Source organism: Bacillus sp. RIT 809, from assembly GCF_016892495.1.
Taxonomy (GTDB): domain Bacteria; phylum Bacillota; class Bacilli; order Bacillales; family Bacillaceae_G; genus Bacillus_A; species Bacillus_A cereus_U.
The window spans coordinates 1-18,323 of record NZ_JAFEMR010000002.1 but is presented as its reverse complement, the minus strand read 5'-3'; the positions used below and the strand labels follow the sequence as shown (position 1 = coordinate 18,323).

Here is an 18,323-nt window from a genome sequence, read left to right as displayed (position 1 = left end):
AAAAAACAACAGAAAATTCAGTCTATTTATTTTGAACAGACGGTTCTGTTTCTTTCATTGTTAATTCTCGTTCTAACACTGGTACTGGATAATCAACACCCTCTTGCTTTTTCAGCGTTATAGAATAAAGAGCTTGTAATGCTTGATGATCCTTCTCTCTAAATTTCATCTTTCCTTTCGGTGTCTCAAATTCCATCCCTTCCATTTTCTTAATAAGTGTATCTACATCTGTATCGCCCTTCGTTTTCTTTACAGCTTCGACGATAGAAATTGCTGCTGACATTCCTCCTGCTGTAAACAGATCTGGAACAGCACCATTAAATCGTTTTTTATGTTCTTCTACTAACCAATCGTTCACCTTATTTTTAGGAAGTGAGTGATAATAAACGGAAAACCCTTGCATCCCTATTAGCGCATCCATCGTTTTTAATGCTGGTATATCAGGTGCACCAGTAGAAATTTTAATGCCTTGCGCTTCCACATTCATATCTTTCAACTGTTTCCACGGTGAATTCGCACCTGCCCAAACGATAAATAAATAATCTGGTTTTGAGCTAATAATATTTTGAATATTTGCAGTGAAATCAGTTGAATTCGTATCCGCGTATTGCTCGTTTACAATATTCGCACCTAATTTCTTCGCTCCCGCTTTAAATGCTGCAATTCCTTCACGACCGAAAGCATTATCTGGAGCAAACGTCGCAATCTTTACATCTTTTTTAGCAATTGAGGCAGCCCCAGCAATCGCATCTTGCGAAGAGTTTCTTCCTGTTCTAAAAATATATTTATTCCAGTTCTTCCCGGTAATACTATCAGCAACTGCCGGTTCTACAACCATAATCTTTTTATACTCTTCAGCTAGTGGTAAAACTGCTAATGTATCACTTGAACTAGATGATCCGACTAAAAAGTCAACTTTCTCTTCTTCTAATAATTTCGTAGCCTTCTTAACCGCTACATCTGCTTTTGTTTCCGTATCTTCTACAACAAACTTAATCTTCTTTCCTTCTACTTTCCCTGTTCCACCAGTTGCATAGTCTAACCCTAATTCAAATCCATTTACCGTTTGTTTTCCATATGATTCTAATGGACCTGTTAACGAAGCAAGAACCCCTACCTTAATCGTTTTTTCATCTTCTGTACTTGTCTTCTTTCCTGAACAAGCTGCTGTTACTAATAACGACCCTAAAACACAACCAGTAACCACCGTTTTTAGCCATTTACGTTTTTTCATCGACATTGTGATCCTCCCCATATTTTTCTTTCTGATAGAATCAAATACGCCAAAATAACCCATCCGTAATTATGACTTTTTCTTTGAAAAATACAAACAAATTTGTTAAAAGAATTTAACGAAGTACTTCTACATTCGCCACCACTTTCCAAATACCTCCATTTCTCACAAGTTCATATAGGACTTTCACCACCTAATCACAGTAGCTGCCCAAGTATACCCAGTACCTGCACTAACCGCTACTGCAATATCTCCAGGCTGTAATTTCCCTTGTTCATTTGCAATGTGAAGACCGATACACGGATCAAGCGCTGACATATGCCCATGATGATCTAAATATACAACTTGTTCTTCTACTAATCCCAATCCTTGTAACAATTCTATTAACATAGAACGTTTTGTATGCAGTGGTAATAATACTTTAATATCTTTGGGAGTTAATCCACTTTTTCTTAACGCCTCCCGAATAACCTTTTCAAAATTAGGAGTTGAAACCAGATCTAAACGTTCTTTCATACTAATAGGATCTATTACATCGATATAATGTTGTCGATTCTCAACCGTATCATAGCTAGCAATTTGTTTCGATCCACCTGCTGGAATACGTACATCTTCATGAAATGAACCATCCGTTATAATAGCACTTCCTAATATTTCACCGTTGCTAGCGCCTTTTTTTACTAAGGCTGCACTTCCGCCATCAGCGAAATTAAACATGAAACGTGAGCGTGGATTATCATAATCTACAATTTGAGATTCTTTACATCCACCTACTAATAATATGTTTTCAATTGATTTATCAGAGTAGAGCATATCTTTTGCGACTTTGAGAGCAATTGGAAAGCAAGAACTAACATTCATAATTTCAAAAGCATAAGCATTCTTCAATCCAAGTTCATGCTGAATTTTTGGGGCACTAGACCATACGTGGTAATCTTTATGTGGACTGCCAAAATAAATGACTACATCAATAGATTGAGGATTAACTTGTAGTAATATTGGCTTTGCAGCAGCAATAGCTAAATCTGATGCATGCATCGTTTCGTCTGCGACATGCTTTTCATATAGCCCAAATTTTTCTATAATAATATTCTCAGGGATACCTGTTTTTTTAGATAGGTCTGCAGCTGTCTCTACGCCTTTTGGGAAGAATACTCCTGTCGCTTCAATCCCGATATTCATTAGACTACTCCTCCTTCTTTTGGCACCATCATAGTAGCTACACCTGTTAAAACTAAATCTCCTTTTTGATTATGACACTCTGTTAACAATTTTATTACTCTCTTTTCGATAATAAACTCTTGTACTGTAGCCGTAGCTGTAATCGTATCTCCTATAAAAACTGGTGTTGTAAATTTAATAGTTTGTTCCATATAAACAGAACCCTTTCCTGGCAAATGTACTCCTAACAATTGTGATAATAGACTAGAAGTTAATAAACCATGTGCTATTCTTTGATTAAATCTAGTTTGTTTCGCATACTCATGATCAATATGGATTGGGTTAAAATCCCCACTTAAACCTGCAAATAGTACAAAATCTGTTTCTGTTATTGTTTTACTACAAGATGCTTGTTGCCCAGCGCTATATTTGGTCATCCCTTCACCTACTTTTCAATTGATTAGCTAACTGTACTTTTTGAATTTTACCAGTTGCATTTTTAGGTAATTCCTCTAGAAATACAATTTCTTTTGGAATTTTATATTTTGCTAGAAATAGAAGACAATGTTCAATTACTTCTTTTTCAGTTAATACACTGCTACTCTTTTTCACAACAAAAGCGATTGGTATCTCTCCCCACTGTAAATGTTGTGTACCAACGACCGCTACCTCACATACATCCGAAAGCCTATTAATGACTTGTTCTACTTCAAGTGGATAAATATTTTCACCACCTGAAATTATCATTTCTTTTTTTCTACCGACAATGTATACAAAACCATCTTCATCAACTTTAGCTAAATCACCAGTATGTAACCAACCACCTTGAATAGTTTCTTCTGTTGCATCTGGCCGATTCCAATACTCTTTCATTACATTTGGCCCTCTTATAATTAACTCTCCAACTTCACCAACTTCAACTTTATTTTTATTTCCATCGATAAGTACATAATCACAAAATAGAACAGGTTTTCCAATTGAGCCTACTTTACGTCTTGCATCTTCTTCTGAAAGCATGAATACTGTTGGTGATGTTTCAGTCATACCAAAACCTTGACCGAATAAAAATCCTCTATCTATAAATTCTCTTATCAACTCTTCTGGACACGGAGCACCGCCATTATAAAACCAACGTACTGATTGTAAATTCGTACTTTCAAACTTTGAACAATTAATTAATGCTTGATGAATTGTAGGCACTCCCATCACTACAGTCACTTTATGTTTTTCTATCATGGAAAGCGCTGTGATTGGCTCAAATTTTCTTGGAATAATGATTATTCCACCTGCAAATAAAGTTGGGAATGCGAATAAACCAATCCCACCAATATGAAATAAAGGCAATAATACAATGGAGCGATCATGAATAGTTAGGTCAATCGCAAATGTATTATTGAGCGCATTCCAAAACATATTTTTTTGTGTAAGTACAGCTCCTTTCGGTGTTCCTGTTGTTCCCGAAGTGTAACATATAATAAAGGATGCGTTTTCATTTATATCCTCAAAATAGTGGTTGTTTCTATTTTCTATTCGCTTTAAATTTTTTATCGAAAGAACTCTTTGTACATATGATTCCTTCTCCATTGAAAGTGCCATATTTTGAAATGTTTCCTCTACAAATAAAACCGTGGTTCCACTATCTTTCAACTGAAATATAAGTTCATTTTCTGTTAACCTTATATTCAGTGGAACAGCAATGCATTCTACTTTCGCTATAGCAAATAAAAGCACAATATATTCCAAGCTATTTTGTGATAAAATAGCTACTCGCTCTCCTTTTTGCACATTTAAGTCGTAAATTAAATATGCTGCTACTTTACTCACATACTCATGTAACTGTTTATATGTTATTTCCTCTTCTTCCGTAATAACGGCAATGCGATCTGGATGTAAATATGCTCGTTTTTCAATCCAATAAGCAATGCCTTCCATATTTACCACTCCCTTATCTTTTTCTCAATCCTTCAAATATTAATGACATCGCTGCCTCAAATACCTTCTCCGGAACATCCTTCTCTTCCCAATACCCCCAGCGCATTCCTAGAAATTGACCAATTGACATAAGACAATACGCAATTGTTTCTTTATCAAGTTGTTTAAACTCTCCCGCTTCCATACCAGCCGACAAACTTTTTAAAAATCCATTTGCGAGCTTTGCATAGTACCATCTATATAAATCATCATCAACAACTACCGCCTGTTGTACAATGTTATATAGATTAGGACGATCTTTTACCCATCGAAAAAATGCCTGAAAACCTCTTCTTTGCGCCTCTTCATAACTTGATATCCCCTTCATTTCTTCTTTAATAATTAAGCGTAACTCACGGTTCAATCTACGAATCAATTCATCAAATATATCTTTTTTAGCTGGAAAGTAATTATAGAAAGTTCCGTGCGCTACCTTTGCTGCTTGCGTAATATTCACGATAGAAGCCTCATAATATCCTTTACTACCAAACACCTCTTCTGCAGCACACAATAATTTCTCTCTCGTTTCCAGTCCTTTTGTTGTTAGATTTTTTACATCCATTATTATTTTTTCTGACACCTGAATCACCTCTTAGATTTGATTATAAATTTATTTTTGAATTTTACAATTATTTTCATTAGACAAAATCCGCCAAGTATTTTTCTACATACAAAAAAGACTAACTTATCTTTAAGTTAGTCTTTTAATCTTAATTAGAGCTAAGTTCCACTTTCTCTAACCCTTCAGCCAATTGTTTCTTATCTAACCCTTCCCCTATTACCACCAAGTTTGTCGGGAAACCGAAGTCTTGTTCCAGTAAAGTTGGTACCCCAAACGAATATTGGAATAAGTGAGGGTATTTATCTCCATGGAATTTCACAAAACCTTTCACACGATAAATACTATCTGGTAAATTCGAAAGCCATTCATACAATTTCTCTTGATCAATCGATTTCGTAAATTGATACGTCATTGTTTGTATATGTAAATGTTGTTTAACATGAAGTGTCTCGCGTTCTCCATCACTCACAAATTCAGCTTCTTCTATATCATTTAAAGATATATTACAATACTTTGTTTCAAACAATTTCGCATGATTATTTATTGCTTTTACATCTTCAAATACTTTATTTTTATCTTCATCTGTTAATAAATCTGATTTATTAATAAGAATATGACTTCCATATTTCATTTGCTCATGTAATAGCTGTTGTACATTTGCACTTAATATACTTCGGTTTAACCATCTTACTGCATCTAATACGACTACTATGGACTTCACTTCAAGGAAAGGTGCTAAAATTGGTGATACACATGCATCTAACACTTCAATTGGATGTGCGACGCCTGTTGTTTCTATATAAATTACATCTGGTCTTTCTTGCTGATATAATGAATGCAATTGTATTTCAAGCTCTTCTTTCAACGTACAACAAATACATCCTTTAAGAAGTTCTCTTAAAACATTCTCTTTTCCAATAATATCTGTATCTACCGAGTATTCACCAATTTCATTCATTAATACTGCAACTTTTCTATTCTTCTTTTTCTCTGCTAACAATAAATTTTGTAATAATGTTGATTTTCCACTACCTAAAAAGCCACCTAATATATGAATTTCTACTTTATTCATTCGATCGACCATCCATTTCTTTATTCTAAACGTATTCAAAGCGTAATAATTACGATTTATATTTATCATTTTATTAAAAGAACAACTATTTGTAAACAAAACTGCTAGATTATCGTTTCATTTTCATTCACTTCATGAGCAACTCTAATTCCAGACTCAATCGCTCCTTGCATCCATCCATGTGTTAACGTCGTATGTTCTCCTGCAAAGTGCACCCTGCCAGCTGGCGGCGTAATATATGGAAATACTTCAAGCTCTTGCCCTGGTTCAAAAGCTGTAAATGCTCCGCAAGAATACGGATTTTGACTCCAGCTAAAAGATTCTCCTGCAACATACTCACTATAAACCACGTTTCCATATATTTGCGCTAAATTTTTCAACGCATAACGAATACGTTCTCTATGCGAGAGACTATCCCATGTTAATGCCTCATCTGTCCACGTATAACTTGCTAAAACGATCGCTGCCCCTGGTGTATGAATGCCGTAGCTCGGATAATATGTAAAGCGGATAGGTAAATCTGTAATGGACTTACCACCATATTGTCCTGCTCTTTCCCAAAACCTACTTTTAAACTCTATCGCAATTTTAGTTGAAGCAATATAATTTAATTCACGAATTGCCCGCCTTTTATGATAAGAGAATAAATGATATGGCTGGACTTCTACAAATCGCAAAGCTGAAAATGGAATTGTGACAATAGCGATGTCACCAGTTACTATAAATGAATTTAACGTTTGTTCATGGGTTACTTGCAGCATTACTTTATTATCTTCCTGTATAATTTTTTCTACTTTATACGACATAAAAATATTATCCTTTAGCTCTGGTAAAAATGAATTTGGTAATTTATCCATCCCGCCCGTTATCTCATAATATTTCGTCGTTGAAGTGAAAAAGATCATTTCGCGTAATACTTCAATTAATGACATTCCCATGTATGCTTCCATATCAAGAAGTACTCCGATCATATCTATTGCTCCATCTGAATAATACTCAGTTAAAAATGAAGCGAGCGAATATGTTTTATACTTTTTTTCAACAATAATCCAGTTTTTATCAGGATCTTTCTTAATATAATTAAGTATCGGTTCCAATACCTCTAACATTAACCCTTCTGCCGTTTTCCCTCTTTCTTTATCTAAAACTGGATATCCAAGTACACTTGGATCCTTTTCAAACACATCCAATCTCGTTCTTTTGTTATTCGTATAAATTATATCTGAAGAAGTTTTATTAATAAAAAGGTTTAACGGTAGTTTAAATTTACGAATGTAGGCTAAAGTTAAATCATGAGTATCTGGAATACGCATAGGACCTGCGTTAAAATATAATCCTGCACTAAATGGTTCACGAATCGTATACACCCTGCCACCTATTCTGTTATTTGCTTCTATAATCGTTACCTCATGCCCAGCCTCTTTTAATAAAGATGCTGCAACTAATCCAGATATCCCTGCACCGGCAACTGTAATCCGTTTGGGGTTATTCGTTTTGGCAAGCCCTTCATGAACAATTTGAAGCATTTGTTCCATCGATAATGGATTCCCCATGCCAATTCCCCCTTTACGAAGGATTTTACTGAATTATATTCATTTAACAGGATTCCTATGTTTCATTCCAGTAATTGAGTGGATACATTTTCAATCACTTGAATATCTTTTATAAAATGTAATAAAATAGATATGAAACTATAGAAGTAAGACGTATTATCTTACATAATAAAATTTATGAAATAGCGAGGAATTTTGAAATGAAAAAAGGTATTAACCGTGTTGTATTAGTAGGAACAGGAGCAGTTGGATGTAGTTATGCTTACTGTATGATTAACCAAGCTGTAGCTGAAGAATTTGTTTTAGTTGATGTAAATGAAGCAAAAGCTGAAGGAGAAGCAATGGACTTAAGCCATGCCGTTCCTTTCGCACCAGCTCCAACAAAGGTTTGGAAAGGTAGTTATGAAGATTGTAAAGACGCAGATCTTGTTGTAATTACAGCTGGATTACCACAAAAGCCAGGTGAAACACGCTTAGATTTAGTTGAGAAAAACGCTAAAATTTTCAAGCAAATTGTTCGGAGCATTATGGATAGCGGCTTTGACGGTATCTTCTTAATTGCAACAAACCCTGTAGATATTTTAACTTACGTAACTTGGAAAGAATCTGGATTACCGAAAGAACGCGTAATCGGTTCTGGTACAACTCTTGATTCTGCTCGTTTCCGCTATATGCTAGGTGAGTACTTCGATATTGGACCTCATAACATTCACGCTTATATTATCGGAGAGCACGGTGATACAGAACTTCCGGTGTGGAGTCACGTATCAATTGGTATTCAAAAACTACAAACGCTTCTTGAAAAAGACAACACATATAACCAAAAAGATTTAGATGATATTTTCGTAAACGTTCGTGATGCAGCTTATCACATTATTGAACGAAAAGGTGCTACATACTACGGCATCGGCATGTCACTTTTACGTGTTACGAAAGCAATCTTAAGCAATGAAAACAGCGTATTAACTGTATCAGCATATCTTGAAGGTCAATACGGCCAACAAGATGTTTATATCGGCGTACCTGCTGTTTTAAACCGCGGCGGTGTTCGTGAAATTTTAGAAGTTGAACTAAGTGAAGAGGAAGAATTAAAATTCGATCACTCTGTTCAAGTATTGAAAGAAACAATGGCTCCTGTTCTTTAATCATATTTTTCAATCAAAAAAGCAATCCAATTTATATTGGATTGCTTTTTTATATTTTTATAGTTCCCCCTCAATTTAAACGGTAATATTATCTATAAAAAGGAGTGATTTCATGAATGATTCTTGGACGATTGTAATCCTCTTGCTAGCTGTAGCATCCTTAATACTTTTCCTCTTCTTAATCATCAGAACGCTATTTCCAACTAAAAAATATGATAAGAATCTCGGATTGATTCTACTTATTTTAAGCTTGTTAGCAATACCGATAAGTATCTTCCTTATAGGAGGATGGGCAGGTATGGGAGTTGGTGTAATCGCAGTCTTTATTTTTGCTGCTGTTATTATAGCTTTAATTGCAAATACCTTCGTTAAACTACCTCCTCCAAAGAAAAAATAACAAATGAACGATGTTTTCATCAAAAGAAAACATCGTTCATTTTCTATCACCTAGTATCATTAATCGGTTCATCATTATTTACATCAAGTACATCTAATAAAAAGATAAAGATTGGAATCCCAATAATAAGCCCCCATATTCCAAGGAAATGTTCTGAGAAAATAAGAATCATAAATGTATAAAAAACAGGTAAATTCGTTTTTGCAGACATAAATTTTGGATTTAATAAATAACTTTCAAGAGCGTGGATTACTGTAATGAACACTAGTATGTAAACAACATACATAACCCCGCCGACGTTATAGGCAATGATACAAAGTGGAAACAATGAAATGATAACACCAGCAACTGGAATCAAACCGAGTAGAAAGACCATGACAGCCAATACAAGAAGCTGCGGAAATCCTAAAATGACAAGTGCAATTACAGTGAGCACACAATTGACAACCGCAATTAAAAACTGTGCTTCAATTACTTTTCCGAACGATCTTGCAAATCTTTCACCAAAATATGCAATCTCCTCATAAAAAATTTTCAGCTTACTATCTTTAAATTTCGAAGTAAATGCTATAATGCGTTCTTTTTCTAATAAGAAAAATAAGCTTAAAATAAGAGAAAGTAGTATTTGTAAACTGACTTTTCCTATGTTTGCTATCGATTGATATATGACATCTACACCTTGTTCGATATATTTCGATACTTCCATTCCATTAATTGTCGAAAGTGCATATTTAATTATCTCGTTATCAGGTGGATTCTGAAAAAACAATTTAAATTGATAAATTAATTGTGAAATTTGTATCGTTAGTACAGGCAAATATTTATATAGTGTAGTTACAATAAACGTCACTAATACAATATATAAACCAGCAATAACCACTTTCCTATTTACTTTCAATTTTTTTGAAATAAACTTTTGAAATCGATCCATCAAAAACGTGAGAATAAACGTAATTAATATTAAATTAATCATACTTTTTAATCCATACAATACAAGCACTAATATTATTAAAACGAGAAACCGTTGAAACCCTCTACTTCGAAAGAAATTTTTCACTTCATTCATTAAAAATTAACCTCCCCCTTCAATGGATGGAAATTGAATATATTACATTTTATGAACTTCTATAGACAATCTTTCTTACTAATTAGGAAGAATCCTTTTTTTCTTTTCTAATGTCGGATTTTTCATCTAATACTTTTCTAAAAACTATTTTTCAACTCTATATTTTAGGAGAACGTCTATTTTTAGACTGTTGCTCCTTAGTAGATTTTTCATATTGAAAAAAGAGAGTTATCTATTACTTAACTCTCTCTAGAAAAATGCTAAATGAAAAGCTTAATTATTTCAATCTAATCATTTCTTTTTTGCATTTGCTTCGCTAACAATTCCTTCACTTGGTTATACGTTAAACCTGAATTTTTGTTTAAACGCTTTACTTCCTCGACATCAGTACCTACCACTGTATATTTTTTCTCATCACTCATATTTCCACTTCCTTTTTCACCAGATCATTTCTTATATTTCTTCCCTAAACTCTTATAAATTAACACAAATAAGCTGTACTAAATTAAATAGCTAAAGGGAGTTTAGTTGCATAAGAGGAATAGATAAAAAAATGTCGAATTTATTTATTTGTTGAAATTGAGGACTTGGAGGATACATTTTGAAGAAATATGAGTTTAAAAATAACATTGCAACATTGGAAGAGTACAAATATTTGTGCGAGTCTGTTGGATGGACTAATTATATGAATTTTGAAGTGGTGGAAACATCACTAAAGAATTCTATCCACTGCATCACAGTCAAAGATAATGAACAAATTGTGGGCATGGGGAGAATTGTTGGTGATGGGGCTATCTATTTCTATATTCAAGATATAGTGGTTCATCCAGATTATCAGAAAAATGGTATTGGGAAAAAAATAATGCATATCTTGGTTGAATACTTAAATCAGAATGCCCCTGATAAGGCGTTTGTCGGTTTGTTTGCATCGCAAGGTAAAGAATCTTTCTATGAAAAATATGATTTTAAAGATTACTCACCAAACATGACGGGGATGTTTACTGTCATTTCAAAAAAATAAAGTGAAACTTTAATCAGTGGGACTGCATTCAAATAGTGGGATAAACACAATAGATTTTTCATTTTAAGTCATCAATCCATATTTAGAAATTTTTTCCTATAACAACTTTTTCATTATTATGCTAAAGGACAGCCCATATTATAATATGGGCTGTCCTTTAAATTTGATAAGTATGTAACAAATCCCTTCTTGTTACATATTGAATTTCTTAATAAAATTTCACTACATCTTCAGTAGGTAAGAATGTTCTTTCCCCTGGTTGTTCATTTGGCTCACCAAATGGCATTTGTCCTACTAAGCTCCACTCTGCTGGTATGTTCCAAGTTGCTTTCACTTCAGCATCTACGATTGGATTGTAATGTTGTAATGACGCTCCAATTCCTTCAGCAGATAATAGCATCCATACAGTATGTTGTAACATTGCATTTCCTTGATGAGACCAGAATGGGAACTGATCTTTATATAATGGTGCATTTTCTTGCATTTTTTCTACCGTTGCTTGATCTTCAAAGAATAGTACTGTTCCTACACCTGCATGGAAGCCTTTTAGTCTTTCTACAGTCGCTTCAAAGTTTTCTGCTGGTACGCGGGCTCTTAGTGTTTCTTTTACGATATCCCAAAACTTTTCATGCTCTCCATCCATTAATACAACCATACGGCCACTTTGCATATTGAAAGAAGTCGGTGCATGTAAAGCTGTTTTTAAAACTTCTTCAATTCTTTCTTTCGTAATTGCATCGCTCTTTGTTACTTTACGAATTGAACGACGGTTCACAATTGCTTCTTTTAAGTTTGTTGTAGTTGCTGACATAGTAATTCCTCCAAATGTATGTTTTTTTTATTTAAACAAATCAATATGATTCTTTCATGCAAGACGAATTAACAATATCCATCCGTATTACATTTCATTCCCTCAAATGAATTTGTTTTATCTTTTTCAATTTCTTTATCAATTACTCTTTGTAACGTTTCTTTACTAGCAAGCCCTTGAATGACTTCATCACCAATCATGACAGTTGGTACCGCCATAATATTCGCTTCATCATATGCATGCTGAATTGCTTCTTGATGCTTCTCTTTATATTTACGAGTTACTAAAGCATCTTTAAATTCAGCTTCAGGAAGTCCTACTTCTACCGCCAGTTTTGTTAAAACATCAATATCCTCAATGTTTTGCTCTTCTTGGAAAAATGCTGTGAATACGCGGTGATGATACTCATTTCCTAGTCCACGTTCTTTCGCAAATTGACATCCTTCGAAAGCTAAATGTGTATATGGATGCGGTGAAACACGTGGTAAGCGCATTTCAATTCCTAATTTCTTCGCAGTAGGACGAATGAAAGCATCCCATGAACCTAACTTATCCGGTTCGTTCCAAGGATCTATTTTAGAATATGGACTTGGACGCAATTCAAATGGCATCCATTCGATTTCCACATCTTTCTCTTTCGCTACTTCATCTAATGGGCCTTTTGCTAAAAAGCAAAACGGGCATATAAAATCTGAGTATACTTTCATTTTTACAGTCATATCTTTTACACCTTACCTTCTTTTTATTTTTAGATGTAACTGAAATAGTTACAATTTTAAGAAAAAAATATGCATTCTCTTTTAGAGACTTGCGATTATCATATTATGCATTCATTTTTTGTTGTAAAGATTCAAATAACTGCCCCATCGAAATATTTCTCAAAACTTCTTCCATCGCAGATTGAGCTTGAATTAAAATAACTTCTAACACAGCTTGAATATTTGCTCCAATTGGACAATCTGGATTTGGTTGTTCATGAATGTTAAATAGTTTGTCTTCTTCTACTACATTCACTGCATGATACACATCTAACAATGTGATTTCATGTAAATCCTTTAATAATCCCGCACCACCTGGCCCACGATTTACGTAAACAAATCCAGCTTGTTTCAAGTAAGACATTATTTTACGAATTACTACCGGATTTGTATTTACACTTTCGGCCATATAGTCTGAAGTGCAAACTGAAGATGGATTATTTTTTAAAATAGATAACATATGAACAGCTATAGAAAAGCGGCTACTAATTTTCATCGTGATCACCACCTCGATGTAATCATTATAGTTACAACAAAAAGATAAGTCAATCTTTTTTACAGATTTTTTAAAGCAAATAAAAAAGGTGTCTCATTACATTATATGAGACATCCCTTCTTATTCTGCAAACAACTCTTGGAATTCTTCAATAAATAGCTGTACAGCGAGTGAAGAATCCTTTAATGAAGGAACAGCTAAAGCGATTTCTCTCCATACTTGCGGTTCCAATTCTCTCGTTTGTATATTCTTTGGTAAACTCGTCAAAGATAACTCAGCCAAAATTGCGAGTCCTAATCCTTCTTGAATCATATTTAAAGCTGTTGTAACTGTTGAAATTATATATTCGGCCCGAAGTGGTACGTTCGCTTGTTTAAACATATCGATAATGGGTGGTTCGTACCCACCCTTACATAATATGATTGGTTCATTCTCTAAATCATCTATTGTAATAGAATCTTTCTTACAAAGAGGATGATCCTCTCTTAAGACAACAACCATTTTCCCCTTCGTTAAGGGCACGATTTCCATATCTTTATTAGGTAAAATAACAATTCCGATATCAATTACTCGTGATACTAGCCAATCTTCTACTTCTTTAAGTGTACCCTCGCAAAGAACTAATTCTAAATTTGGATACTTTTCACGAAAGATATTAATCATTTTGGGTAAAAAATATGCCGAGGCACTCGGAAAACTCCCGATTCGAATTGTTCCAACTTCATGCCCTTTCTCCATCGCCACTTCTTGTTCAATCTTCTCAACGCCGTTTAAGATTTCTCTAATATGTACAAGAATTCTATTTCCAACATCCGTAACAATTAGCCCTTTTCGTTTATCGCGTATAAGAATGGTAACTCCTAACTCTGACTCAATACTTGAAATCGCATGACTTACAGCTGGCTGTGTCATATTTAACATCCCGGCAGCCTTCGTAAAACTCCCTAATTCAACCGTTTTAATTAAAACTTGAAGTTGTGTAATGGTCATAACTAATCACTTATACTCCTTATAAAAAAGATTCATTTTATTTATCATAGTCGATATCATATCATAGTGAAATGAATAACAACAAGGAGGTCTTACAGTGACACAGCTTTCTCGAACTAAAGCGACAATAATTCTTACCTTTCTCGTTATTATGTGGGGAATTAATTGGCCGTTATCTAAATTTGCTCTGCATTACACACCACCCGTACTCTTTGCAGGGATTAGAACATTAATAGGAGGATTTATCCTACTTATTTTCGCATTACCGAAATACAAACAATTAAATTTAAAGGAAACTTGGCATCTATACTTTATTTCATCTTTACTCAATATTATTTTATTTTACGGATTACAAACTGTCGGACTTCAATACATGCCCGCCGGACTATTCTCCGCAATCGTATTTCTCCAACCCGTCTTACTTGGCATTTTCTCATGGATTTGGCTTGAAGAGGCAATGTATGGCTTGAAAATTTTCGGACTTATTCTTGGATTTATTGGTGTAGGGGTTATTAGTTCTAGTAGTTTAACTGGACATATTTCTATTATCGGTGTTCTACTTGCTTTAGGCTGTGCTATCGGCTGGGCACTCGGCACAGTATTTATTAAGAAAACTGGACACCGCGTTAATGCCATTTGGATGGTAACACTTCAGCTTATTATTGGCGGACTTTGCTTAATCGGATTTGGTTCAGAATTTGAAAGCTGGTCTAACATCGCTTGGAGTATACCATTTGTAAGTGTACTACTATTCATCTCAGTCTTTGTTATTGCAATGGGATGGCTCGCTTACTTTACACTTGTAGGAGCTGGTGAGGCAAGTAAAGTTGGGGCTTATACGTTCCTTATCCCTCTTATCGCTATTATTGTAAGCTCTATTTTCTTACATGAGGCCATTACAATTAGCTTATTCATCGGACTTTTATTTATTATCGTAAGCATTTGTTTTGTAAATATAAAGCCGAAAGCACTTGCTGTAAGGCAGCAAGTTGAAGTGAAATAAATAGATAGAAAAAAGAGCCTACTGTTTTGTAAGCTCTTTTTCTATCTATTTTGTAAGTACCGTCACTATAAATATTACCTTTTGCAACTAAGCAATCCATCGGAATTTTTCTCCTTATTCATATCACTTTTATCCAAACCATTTTATGTCCACCTACTATCAATAAATTAATGCTGGGTTAAAACTCCTTTATAACTATCCATATCAATAATCTTTCAGCTCTATCCCGTTAGCAGCTTTCGCTATCATTTTCGAAATCATCTTAAATTGTACAACCATAATGGTTGGTATACGCAACATTAAATTGCGAAGAAAGATTTTGAAGTTTGATTTTTCAATCATACTCCCGGCAGCTATTAATCCTATTTTTTGATTTTTCTCAACAAACTTTCTCATTTTTTGTTCATAGGCAACAAATGCACGGGCAAAGTCGCCATCTGCAGCTTTGAGTTCACCAGCTAATACAAAAGCCCCGACAAGCGCCAGGCTAGAGCCTTGACCCGATAGAGGTGATGGGCCATACGCCGCATCGCCTACCAAGGTAATCCGCCCTTTTGACCATGTCGGCATGTAAATCTGGCATATCTCGTCAAAATAAAAGTCTGTCGCATCTCTCATGGTTTTGAGTAGATGTGAGGTTTCCCAACCTGTATGGCCTAAGAAGGCATTTTCTACAAGTTTCTTTTGAGATTCTATATCATAGCGGTCGTACTTCAATGCCTCTGATTTGAACAAGAACATACCCCTTGCTTCGGTATTGTCACGAGTGCTATACATACCTACTGTTTTGCCTGGTATCGTATAAAGCAGCTGGCGGTGGTCGAGGTTGAGGTAATTCTCGAGGTTAAAAATTGAGATATAACAGCCAAGCGTACGTTTAAACTGTGCTTCGTCGCCAAAAGTTAAGGTGCGCACATTAGAATGGAGCCCGTCCGCACCGATGACCAGGTCAAATGTCTGTGGCTTGCCATGAATAAATTGAACTTCTGCACCAGCTTCAGTCTCATGTATAGCGGTAATCGAATCGCCCCAAATGTATTCAACCGTATCCTTGGTTAAATCGTACAAAATGTTACTAAGATCGTCACGCATGATTTCTATGTCCAGACCCTGCTGGTTCCCCATACTCGCTTCGCTTATTTGACCTTCGAACTTGCCCTTGCTGTTCACGAAGTAAACACCAGTCAAGTTCGTGTCAGCTGCACGAACTTGATCAAGTATCCCCATCTCCTTAAGCACCGTAATGGCTGCACCACGGATATCAACCCCGTAACCACCCGTGCGCAATGCTGGTGCACGTTCTATTACAGTCACGTCGAATCCGTGGCGGTGAAGCCAGTAAGCGAGTGCCGGGCCGGCAATGCTCGCACCAGAAATAAGGACGCTCATCGTTTGTATCATAATTGCTTATTCACTCCTATCCTAATTAAAGTCTTAACATATCCACATTATATTCACGACCTATTCTACTTATTTACCACAATAAAATAATAGGAATTTAATTTTCCAACAAAATGGTCCACTTCAAAAAGATACTTCTTTTTATATGCACGCCTCGATTTTGGTTAAAGATTGATTTCAGTAGCTTTCAAAAATATTTAATATAAAAAGTTTCCTTATTAAGTGCTATGCTTGCGGGGCTTTTTGTATGGTAAATGAATATCGAAGATACTTGACACACTTACAGATGAAATTTATGTAAACAGTGCAAGGCATAAGGAAATATGTCCCCTTTATCTTTTTAGCCAAGAAGACTCCCTCCTCAAGGAAAGTGAAGGGTATATCCCAGTGAGCACGCGGGATTTGAATTGGCTTTTTGAGTTAGCAAAAAATTGCTCCTGCAGTCAGTAGTGGAATAAATCTTTTTAAAATATACACAATAAACATATTGAAAAGTTTTATCGAGGGGAGTCCATGTTGTGTTTCCTATTTTTAAATTTTTAAAACAAGGACGTTATTCTATAAATGATCAAGGCAATAGAACTTCAAATATACAGAAAGAAAATGTAGAAAATCATAACATCAACTGTGATTTATTCCAAAACATAAATAAGCTTCAAATACTTTTTCAACAAGCTCCGGATTTGGTAATTCGTCAATTTCAACTAGTAAATAAATCAGAAGCTGCTTTAATATATTTATCCGGATTAATAGATACACAATCTATTCATAATAATATTCTGTCCCCTTTGATGCATAAACCATTTGATATTAGTAATGGTCTCCCTGTCACAATAGGAGAAGTTCAAACAATTAATACTTGGAATCAAGTCGAAAATGCTATTTTTCAAGGGGATAGTATTTTATTAGTTCACGGTCTAAACTCGGGATATCAACTAAATACAAAAGGGTGGCCACAAAGGGATATAACAGAACCTAGAAATGAAATATCTCTAAAAGGAACTCATCAAGGATTTGTAGAAACATCTAGTCAGAATATAGCTTTAATACGAAGGTATATTCCTAGTAGAGAATTAGTATTAAAAGAAGTTTTAATTGGTAGTAGAGGAAAGACCAAAGTATCTATTTTATATTTAAGAGATATAGCTTCTCAAGATGTACTTAAGGAATTAGAAACTAGAATTCAAAATATTGAGGTGGACTCGATTATAAATACTGGTGAAATAATTGAATTTATTGAGGACAATCCATATTCACCATTTCCACAGTTCATTTTGACCGAAAGGCCTGATTCAACTGTATCTCACATTCTTCAGGGGAGATACGCCATTGTTGTGGATCGAAGTCCCAGTGTTTTAATTGCTCCTATAAATTTTATTTCCTTCTTTCAAGGGGTAGATGACTACAACACCCGTTGGCTAGTATCTTCCTCTGTTCGATTATTACGTTTTATAAGTTTTTTTATTGCCTTATTGTTACCAGCAACTTATGTGGCGTTTATTTCATTTAATTTTGAAGTTATTCCTGTACAGCTCTACTTATCAATCGCAGAATCAAGAGAACGTGTTCCGTTTCTTCCAGTGATAGAGGCTTTACTTATGGAGATTACCTTAGAAATGATGAGAGAGGCTGCCCTTCGTTTACCTACTCCCATTAGCCAGACCGTAGGGATTGTTGGAGGC

The 18,323-nt window shown here is 34.8% G+C and carries 19 protein-coding genes; 5 read left to right on the top strand and 14 right to left on the bottom strand.

Translation table 11 applies throughout. The features are described from left to right. Positions 1-22: 22 nt before the first annotated feature. From JTF23_RS02390 to JTF23_RS02360, 7 genes are all read right to left on the bottom strand, one after another. Positions 23-1,240: a substrate-binding domain-containing protein gene (locus tag JTF23_RS02390; protein ID WP_204208006.1), complete on the bottom strand. Its 1,218-nt coding sequence runs from the start codon at positions 1,238-1,240 to the stop codon at positions 23-25. Positions 1,241-1,420: 180 nt separating this feature from the next. After that, positions 1,421-2,416: a 3-oxoacyl-ACP synthase gene (locus tag JTF23_RS02385; RefSeq protein ID WP_002158289.1), complete on the bottom strand. Its 996-nt coding sequence runs from the start codon at positions 2,414-2,416 to the stop codon at positions 1,421-1,423. Then, positions 2,416-2,832: a MaoC family dehydratase gene (locus JTF23_RS02380; protein WP_002158290.1), complete on the bottom strand. Its 417-nt coding sequence runs from the start codon at positions 2,830-2,832 to the stop codon at positions 2,416-2,418. Before JTF23_RS02380 ends, JTF23_RS02385 begins: the two co-directional genes overlap by 1 nt. Before the next feature lie 4 nt (positions 2,833-2,836). Continuing rightward, the gene (locus JTF23_RS02375) at positions 2,837-4,327 is read right to left on the bottom strand and encodes an o-succinylbenzoate--CoA ligase (RefSeq protein WP_204208005.1); all 1,491 of its coding nucleotides are present in this window, start codon (positions 4,325-4,327) and stop codon (positions 2,837-2,839) included. A gap of 13 nt (positions 4,328-4,340) precedes the next feature. Continuing rightward, positions 4,341-4,946 (bottom strand): TetR/AcrR family transcriptional regulator, encoded by a 606-nt coding sequence (locus JTF23_RS02370; RefSeq protein WP_002158292.1) that lies wholly within the window; start codon positions 4,944-4,946, stop codon positions 4,341-4,343. Positions 4,947-5,076: 130 nt separating this feature from the next. Continuing rightward, positions 5,077-6,000, bottom strand: a complete 924-nt coding sequence (locus JTF23_RS02365) for a CobW family GTP-binding protein (protein ID WP_204208004.1) — start codon at positions 5,998-6,000, stop codon at positions 5,077-5,079. A gap of 104 nt (positions 6,001-6,104) precedes the next feature. Then, entirely contained in the window at positions 6,105-7,553 is a 1,449-nt protein-coding gene (locus JTF23_RS02360; protein WP_204208003.1) for a flavin monoamine oxidase family protein, read from the bottom strand. 200 nt (positions 7,554-7,753) lie between these two features. On the opposite strand from JTF23_RS02360, the gene JTF23_RS02355 reads away from it, so the two are divergent. Together JTF23_RS02355 and JTF23_RS02350 are read left to right on the top strand one after the other, a co-directional pair. Further along, entirely contained in the window at positions 7,754-8,698 is a 945-nt protein-coding gene (locus JTF23_RS02355) for an L-lactate dehydrogenase (protein ID WP_002012312.1), read from the top strand. Positions 8,699-8,810: 112 nt separating this feature from the next. Then, positions 8,811-9,095: a YesK family protein gene (locus JTF23_RS02350; protein ID WP_002158296.1), complete on the top strand. Its 285-nt coding sequence runs from the start codon at positions 8,811-8,813 to the stop codon at positions 9,093-9,095. Positions 9,096-9,141: 46 nt separating this feature from the next. On the opposite strand, the gene JTF23_RS02345 is transcribed toward JTF23_RS02350, so the two are convergent. Continuing rightward, the gene (locus JTF23_RS02345; RefSeq protein WP_204208002.1) at positions 9,142-10,161 is read right to left on the bottom strand and encodes an AI-2E family transporter; all 1,020 of its coding nucleotides are present in this window, start codon (positions 10,159-10,161) and stop codon (positions 9,142-9,144) included. A gap of 287 nt (positions 10,162-10,448) precedes the next feature. Next, positions 10,449-10,583 carry a hypothetical protein gene (locus JTF23_RS28085; RefSeq protein WP_002118339.1) on the bottom strand — a complete coding sequence of 45 codons (135 nt, stop codon included), beginning with the start codon at positions 10,581-10,583 and terminating at the stop codon, positions 10,449-10,451. Positions 10,584-10,762: 179 nt separating this feature from the next. Here JTF23_RS28085 and JTF23_RS02340 point away from each other — a divergent pair, with 179 nt between their 5' ends. Next, positions 10,763-11,182 (top strand): GNAT family N-acetyltransferase, encoded by a 420-nt coding sequence (locus tag JTF23_RS02340; protein WP_204208001.1) that lies wholly within the window; start codon positions 10,763-10,765, stop codon positions 11,180-11,182. Between the two features lie 208 nt (positions 11,183-11,390). On the opposite strand, the gene JTF23_RS02335 is transcribed toward JTF23_RS02340, so the two are convergent. From JTF23_RS02335 to JTF23_RS02320, 4 genes are all read right to left on the bottom strand, one after another. Continuing rightward, positions 11,391-11,993, bottom strand: a complete 603-nt coding sequence (locus tag JTF23_RS02335; protein ID WP_204208000.1) for a nitroreductase family protein — start codon at positions 11,991-11,993, stop codon at positions 11,391-11,393. A 68-nt stretch (positions 11,994-12,061) separates the two neighbouring features. Next, on the bottom strand, positions 12,062-12,712 hold the full coding sequence (locus tag JTF23_RS02330; RefSeq protein ID WP_070139134.1) for a DsbA family oxidoreductase: 651 nt from the start codon (positions 12,710-12,712) through the stop codon (positions 12,062-12,064). Between the two features lie 103 nt (positions 12,713-12,815). Further along, a complete protein-coding gene (locus JTF23_RS02325) occupies positions 12,816-13,247 on the bottom strand; it encodes an Rrf2 family transcriptional regulator (protein ID WP_204207999.1) in 432 nt (143 codons plus the stop codon). 120 nt (positions 13,248-13,367) lie between these two features. After that, positions 13,368-14,237 (bottom strand): LysR family transcriptional regulator, encoded by an 870-nt coding sequence (locus JTF23_RS02320; RefSeq protein ID WP_204207998.1) that lies wholly within the window; start codon positions 14,235-14,237, stop codon positions 13,368-13,370. Between the two features lie 97 nt (positions 14,238-14,334). On the opposite strand from JTF23_RS02320, the gene JTF23_RS02315 reads away from it, so the two are divergent. Then, on the top strand, positions 14,335-15,240 hold the full coding sequence (locus JTF23_RS02315; RefSeq protein WP_002158303.1) for a DMT family transporter: 906 nt from the start codon (positions 14,335-14,337) through the stop codon (positions 15,238-15,240). 204 nt (positions 15,241-15,444) lie between these two features. Here the strand turns inward: JTF23_RS02315 and JTF23_RS02310 are convergent, their stop codons facing one another. Further along, complete coding sequence (locus tag JTF23_RS02310; protein ID WP_088078338.1) at positions 15,445-16,641, bottom strand: FAD-dependent monooxygenase; 1,197 nt, start codon at positions 16,639-16,641, stop codon at positions 15,445-15,447. Positions 16,642-17,159: 518 nt separating this feature from the next. On the opposite strand from JTF23_RS02310, the gene JTF23_RS02305 reads away from it, so the two are divergent. Then, the coding region (locus JTF23_RS02305) for a spore germination protein (RefSeq protein ID WP_204207997.1) at positions 17,160-18,323 on the top strand (1,164 nt) is incomplete at its 3' end.

Excerpts from the sequence above, each read along its gene's own strand:
- JTF23_RS02310 (WP_088078338.1), bottom strand. The coding sequence starts at position 16,641 with ATGATACAAACGATGAGCGTCCTTATTTCTGGTGCGAGCATTGCCGGC.
- JTF23_RS02325 (WP_204207999.1), bottom strand. The coding sequence starts at position 13,247 with ATGAAAATTAGTAGCCGCTTTTCTATAGCTGTTCATATGTTATCTATT.
- JTF23_RS02365 (WP_204208004.1), bottom strand. The coding sequence starts at position 6,000 with ATGAATAAAGTAGAAATTCATATATTAGGTGGCTTTTTAGGTAGTGGA.
- JTF23_RS02375 (WP_204208005.1), bottom strand. The coding sequence starts at position 4,327 with ATGGAAGGCATTGCTTATTGGATTGAAAAACGAGCATATTTACATCCA.
- JTF23_RS02330 (WP_070139134.1), bottom strand. The coding sequence starts at position 12,712 with ATGACTGTAAAAATGAAAGTATACTCAGATTTTATATGCCCGTTTTGC.
- JTF23_RS02350 (WP_002158296.1), top strand. The coding sequence starts at position 8,811 with ATGAATGATTCTTGGACGATTGTAATCCTCTTGCTAGCTGTAGCATCC.
- JTF23_RS02380 (WP_002158290.1), bottom strand. The coding sequence starts at position 2,832 with ATGACCAAATATAGCGCTGGGCAACAAGCATCTTGTAGTAAAACAATA.
- JTF23_RS02335 (WP_204208000.1), bottom strand. The coding sequence starts at position 11,993 with ATGTCAGCAACTACAACAAACTTAAAAGAAGCAATTGTGAACCGTCGT.
- JTF23_RS02360 (WP_204208003.1), bottom strand. The coding sequence starts at position 7,553 with ATGGGGAATCCATTATCGATGGAACAAATGCTTCAAATTGTTCATGAA.
- JTF23_RS02385 (WP_002158289.1), bottom strand. The coding sequence starts at position 2,416 with ATGAATATCGGGATTGAAGCGACAGGAGTATTCTTCCCAAAAGGCGTA.
- JTF23_RS02345 (WP_204208002.1), bottom strand. The coding sequence starts at position 10,161 with ATGAATGAAGTGAAAAATTTCTTTCGAAGTAGAGGGTTTCAACGGTTT.
- JTF23_RS28085 (WP_002118339.1), bottom strand. The coding sequence starts at position 10,583 with ATGAGTGATGAGAAAAAATATACAGTGGTAGGTACTGATGTCGAGGAA.
- JTF23_RS02390 (WP_204208006.1), bottom strand. The coding sequence starts at position 1,240 with ATGTCGATGAAAAAACGTAAATGGCTAAAAACGGTGGTTACTGGTTGT.
- JTF23_RS02320 (WP_204207998.1), bottom strand. The coding sequence starts at position 14,237 with ATGACCATTACACAACTTCAAGTTTTAATTAAAACGGTTGAATTAGGG.
- JTF23_RS02355 (WP_002012312.1), top strand. The coding sequence starts at position 7,754 with ATGAAAAAAGGTATTAACCGTGTTGTATTAGTAGGAACAGGAGCAGTT.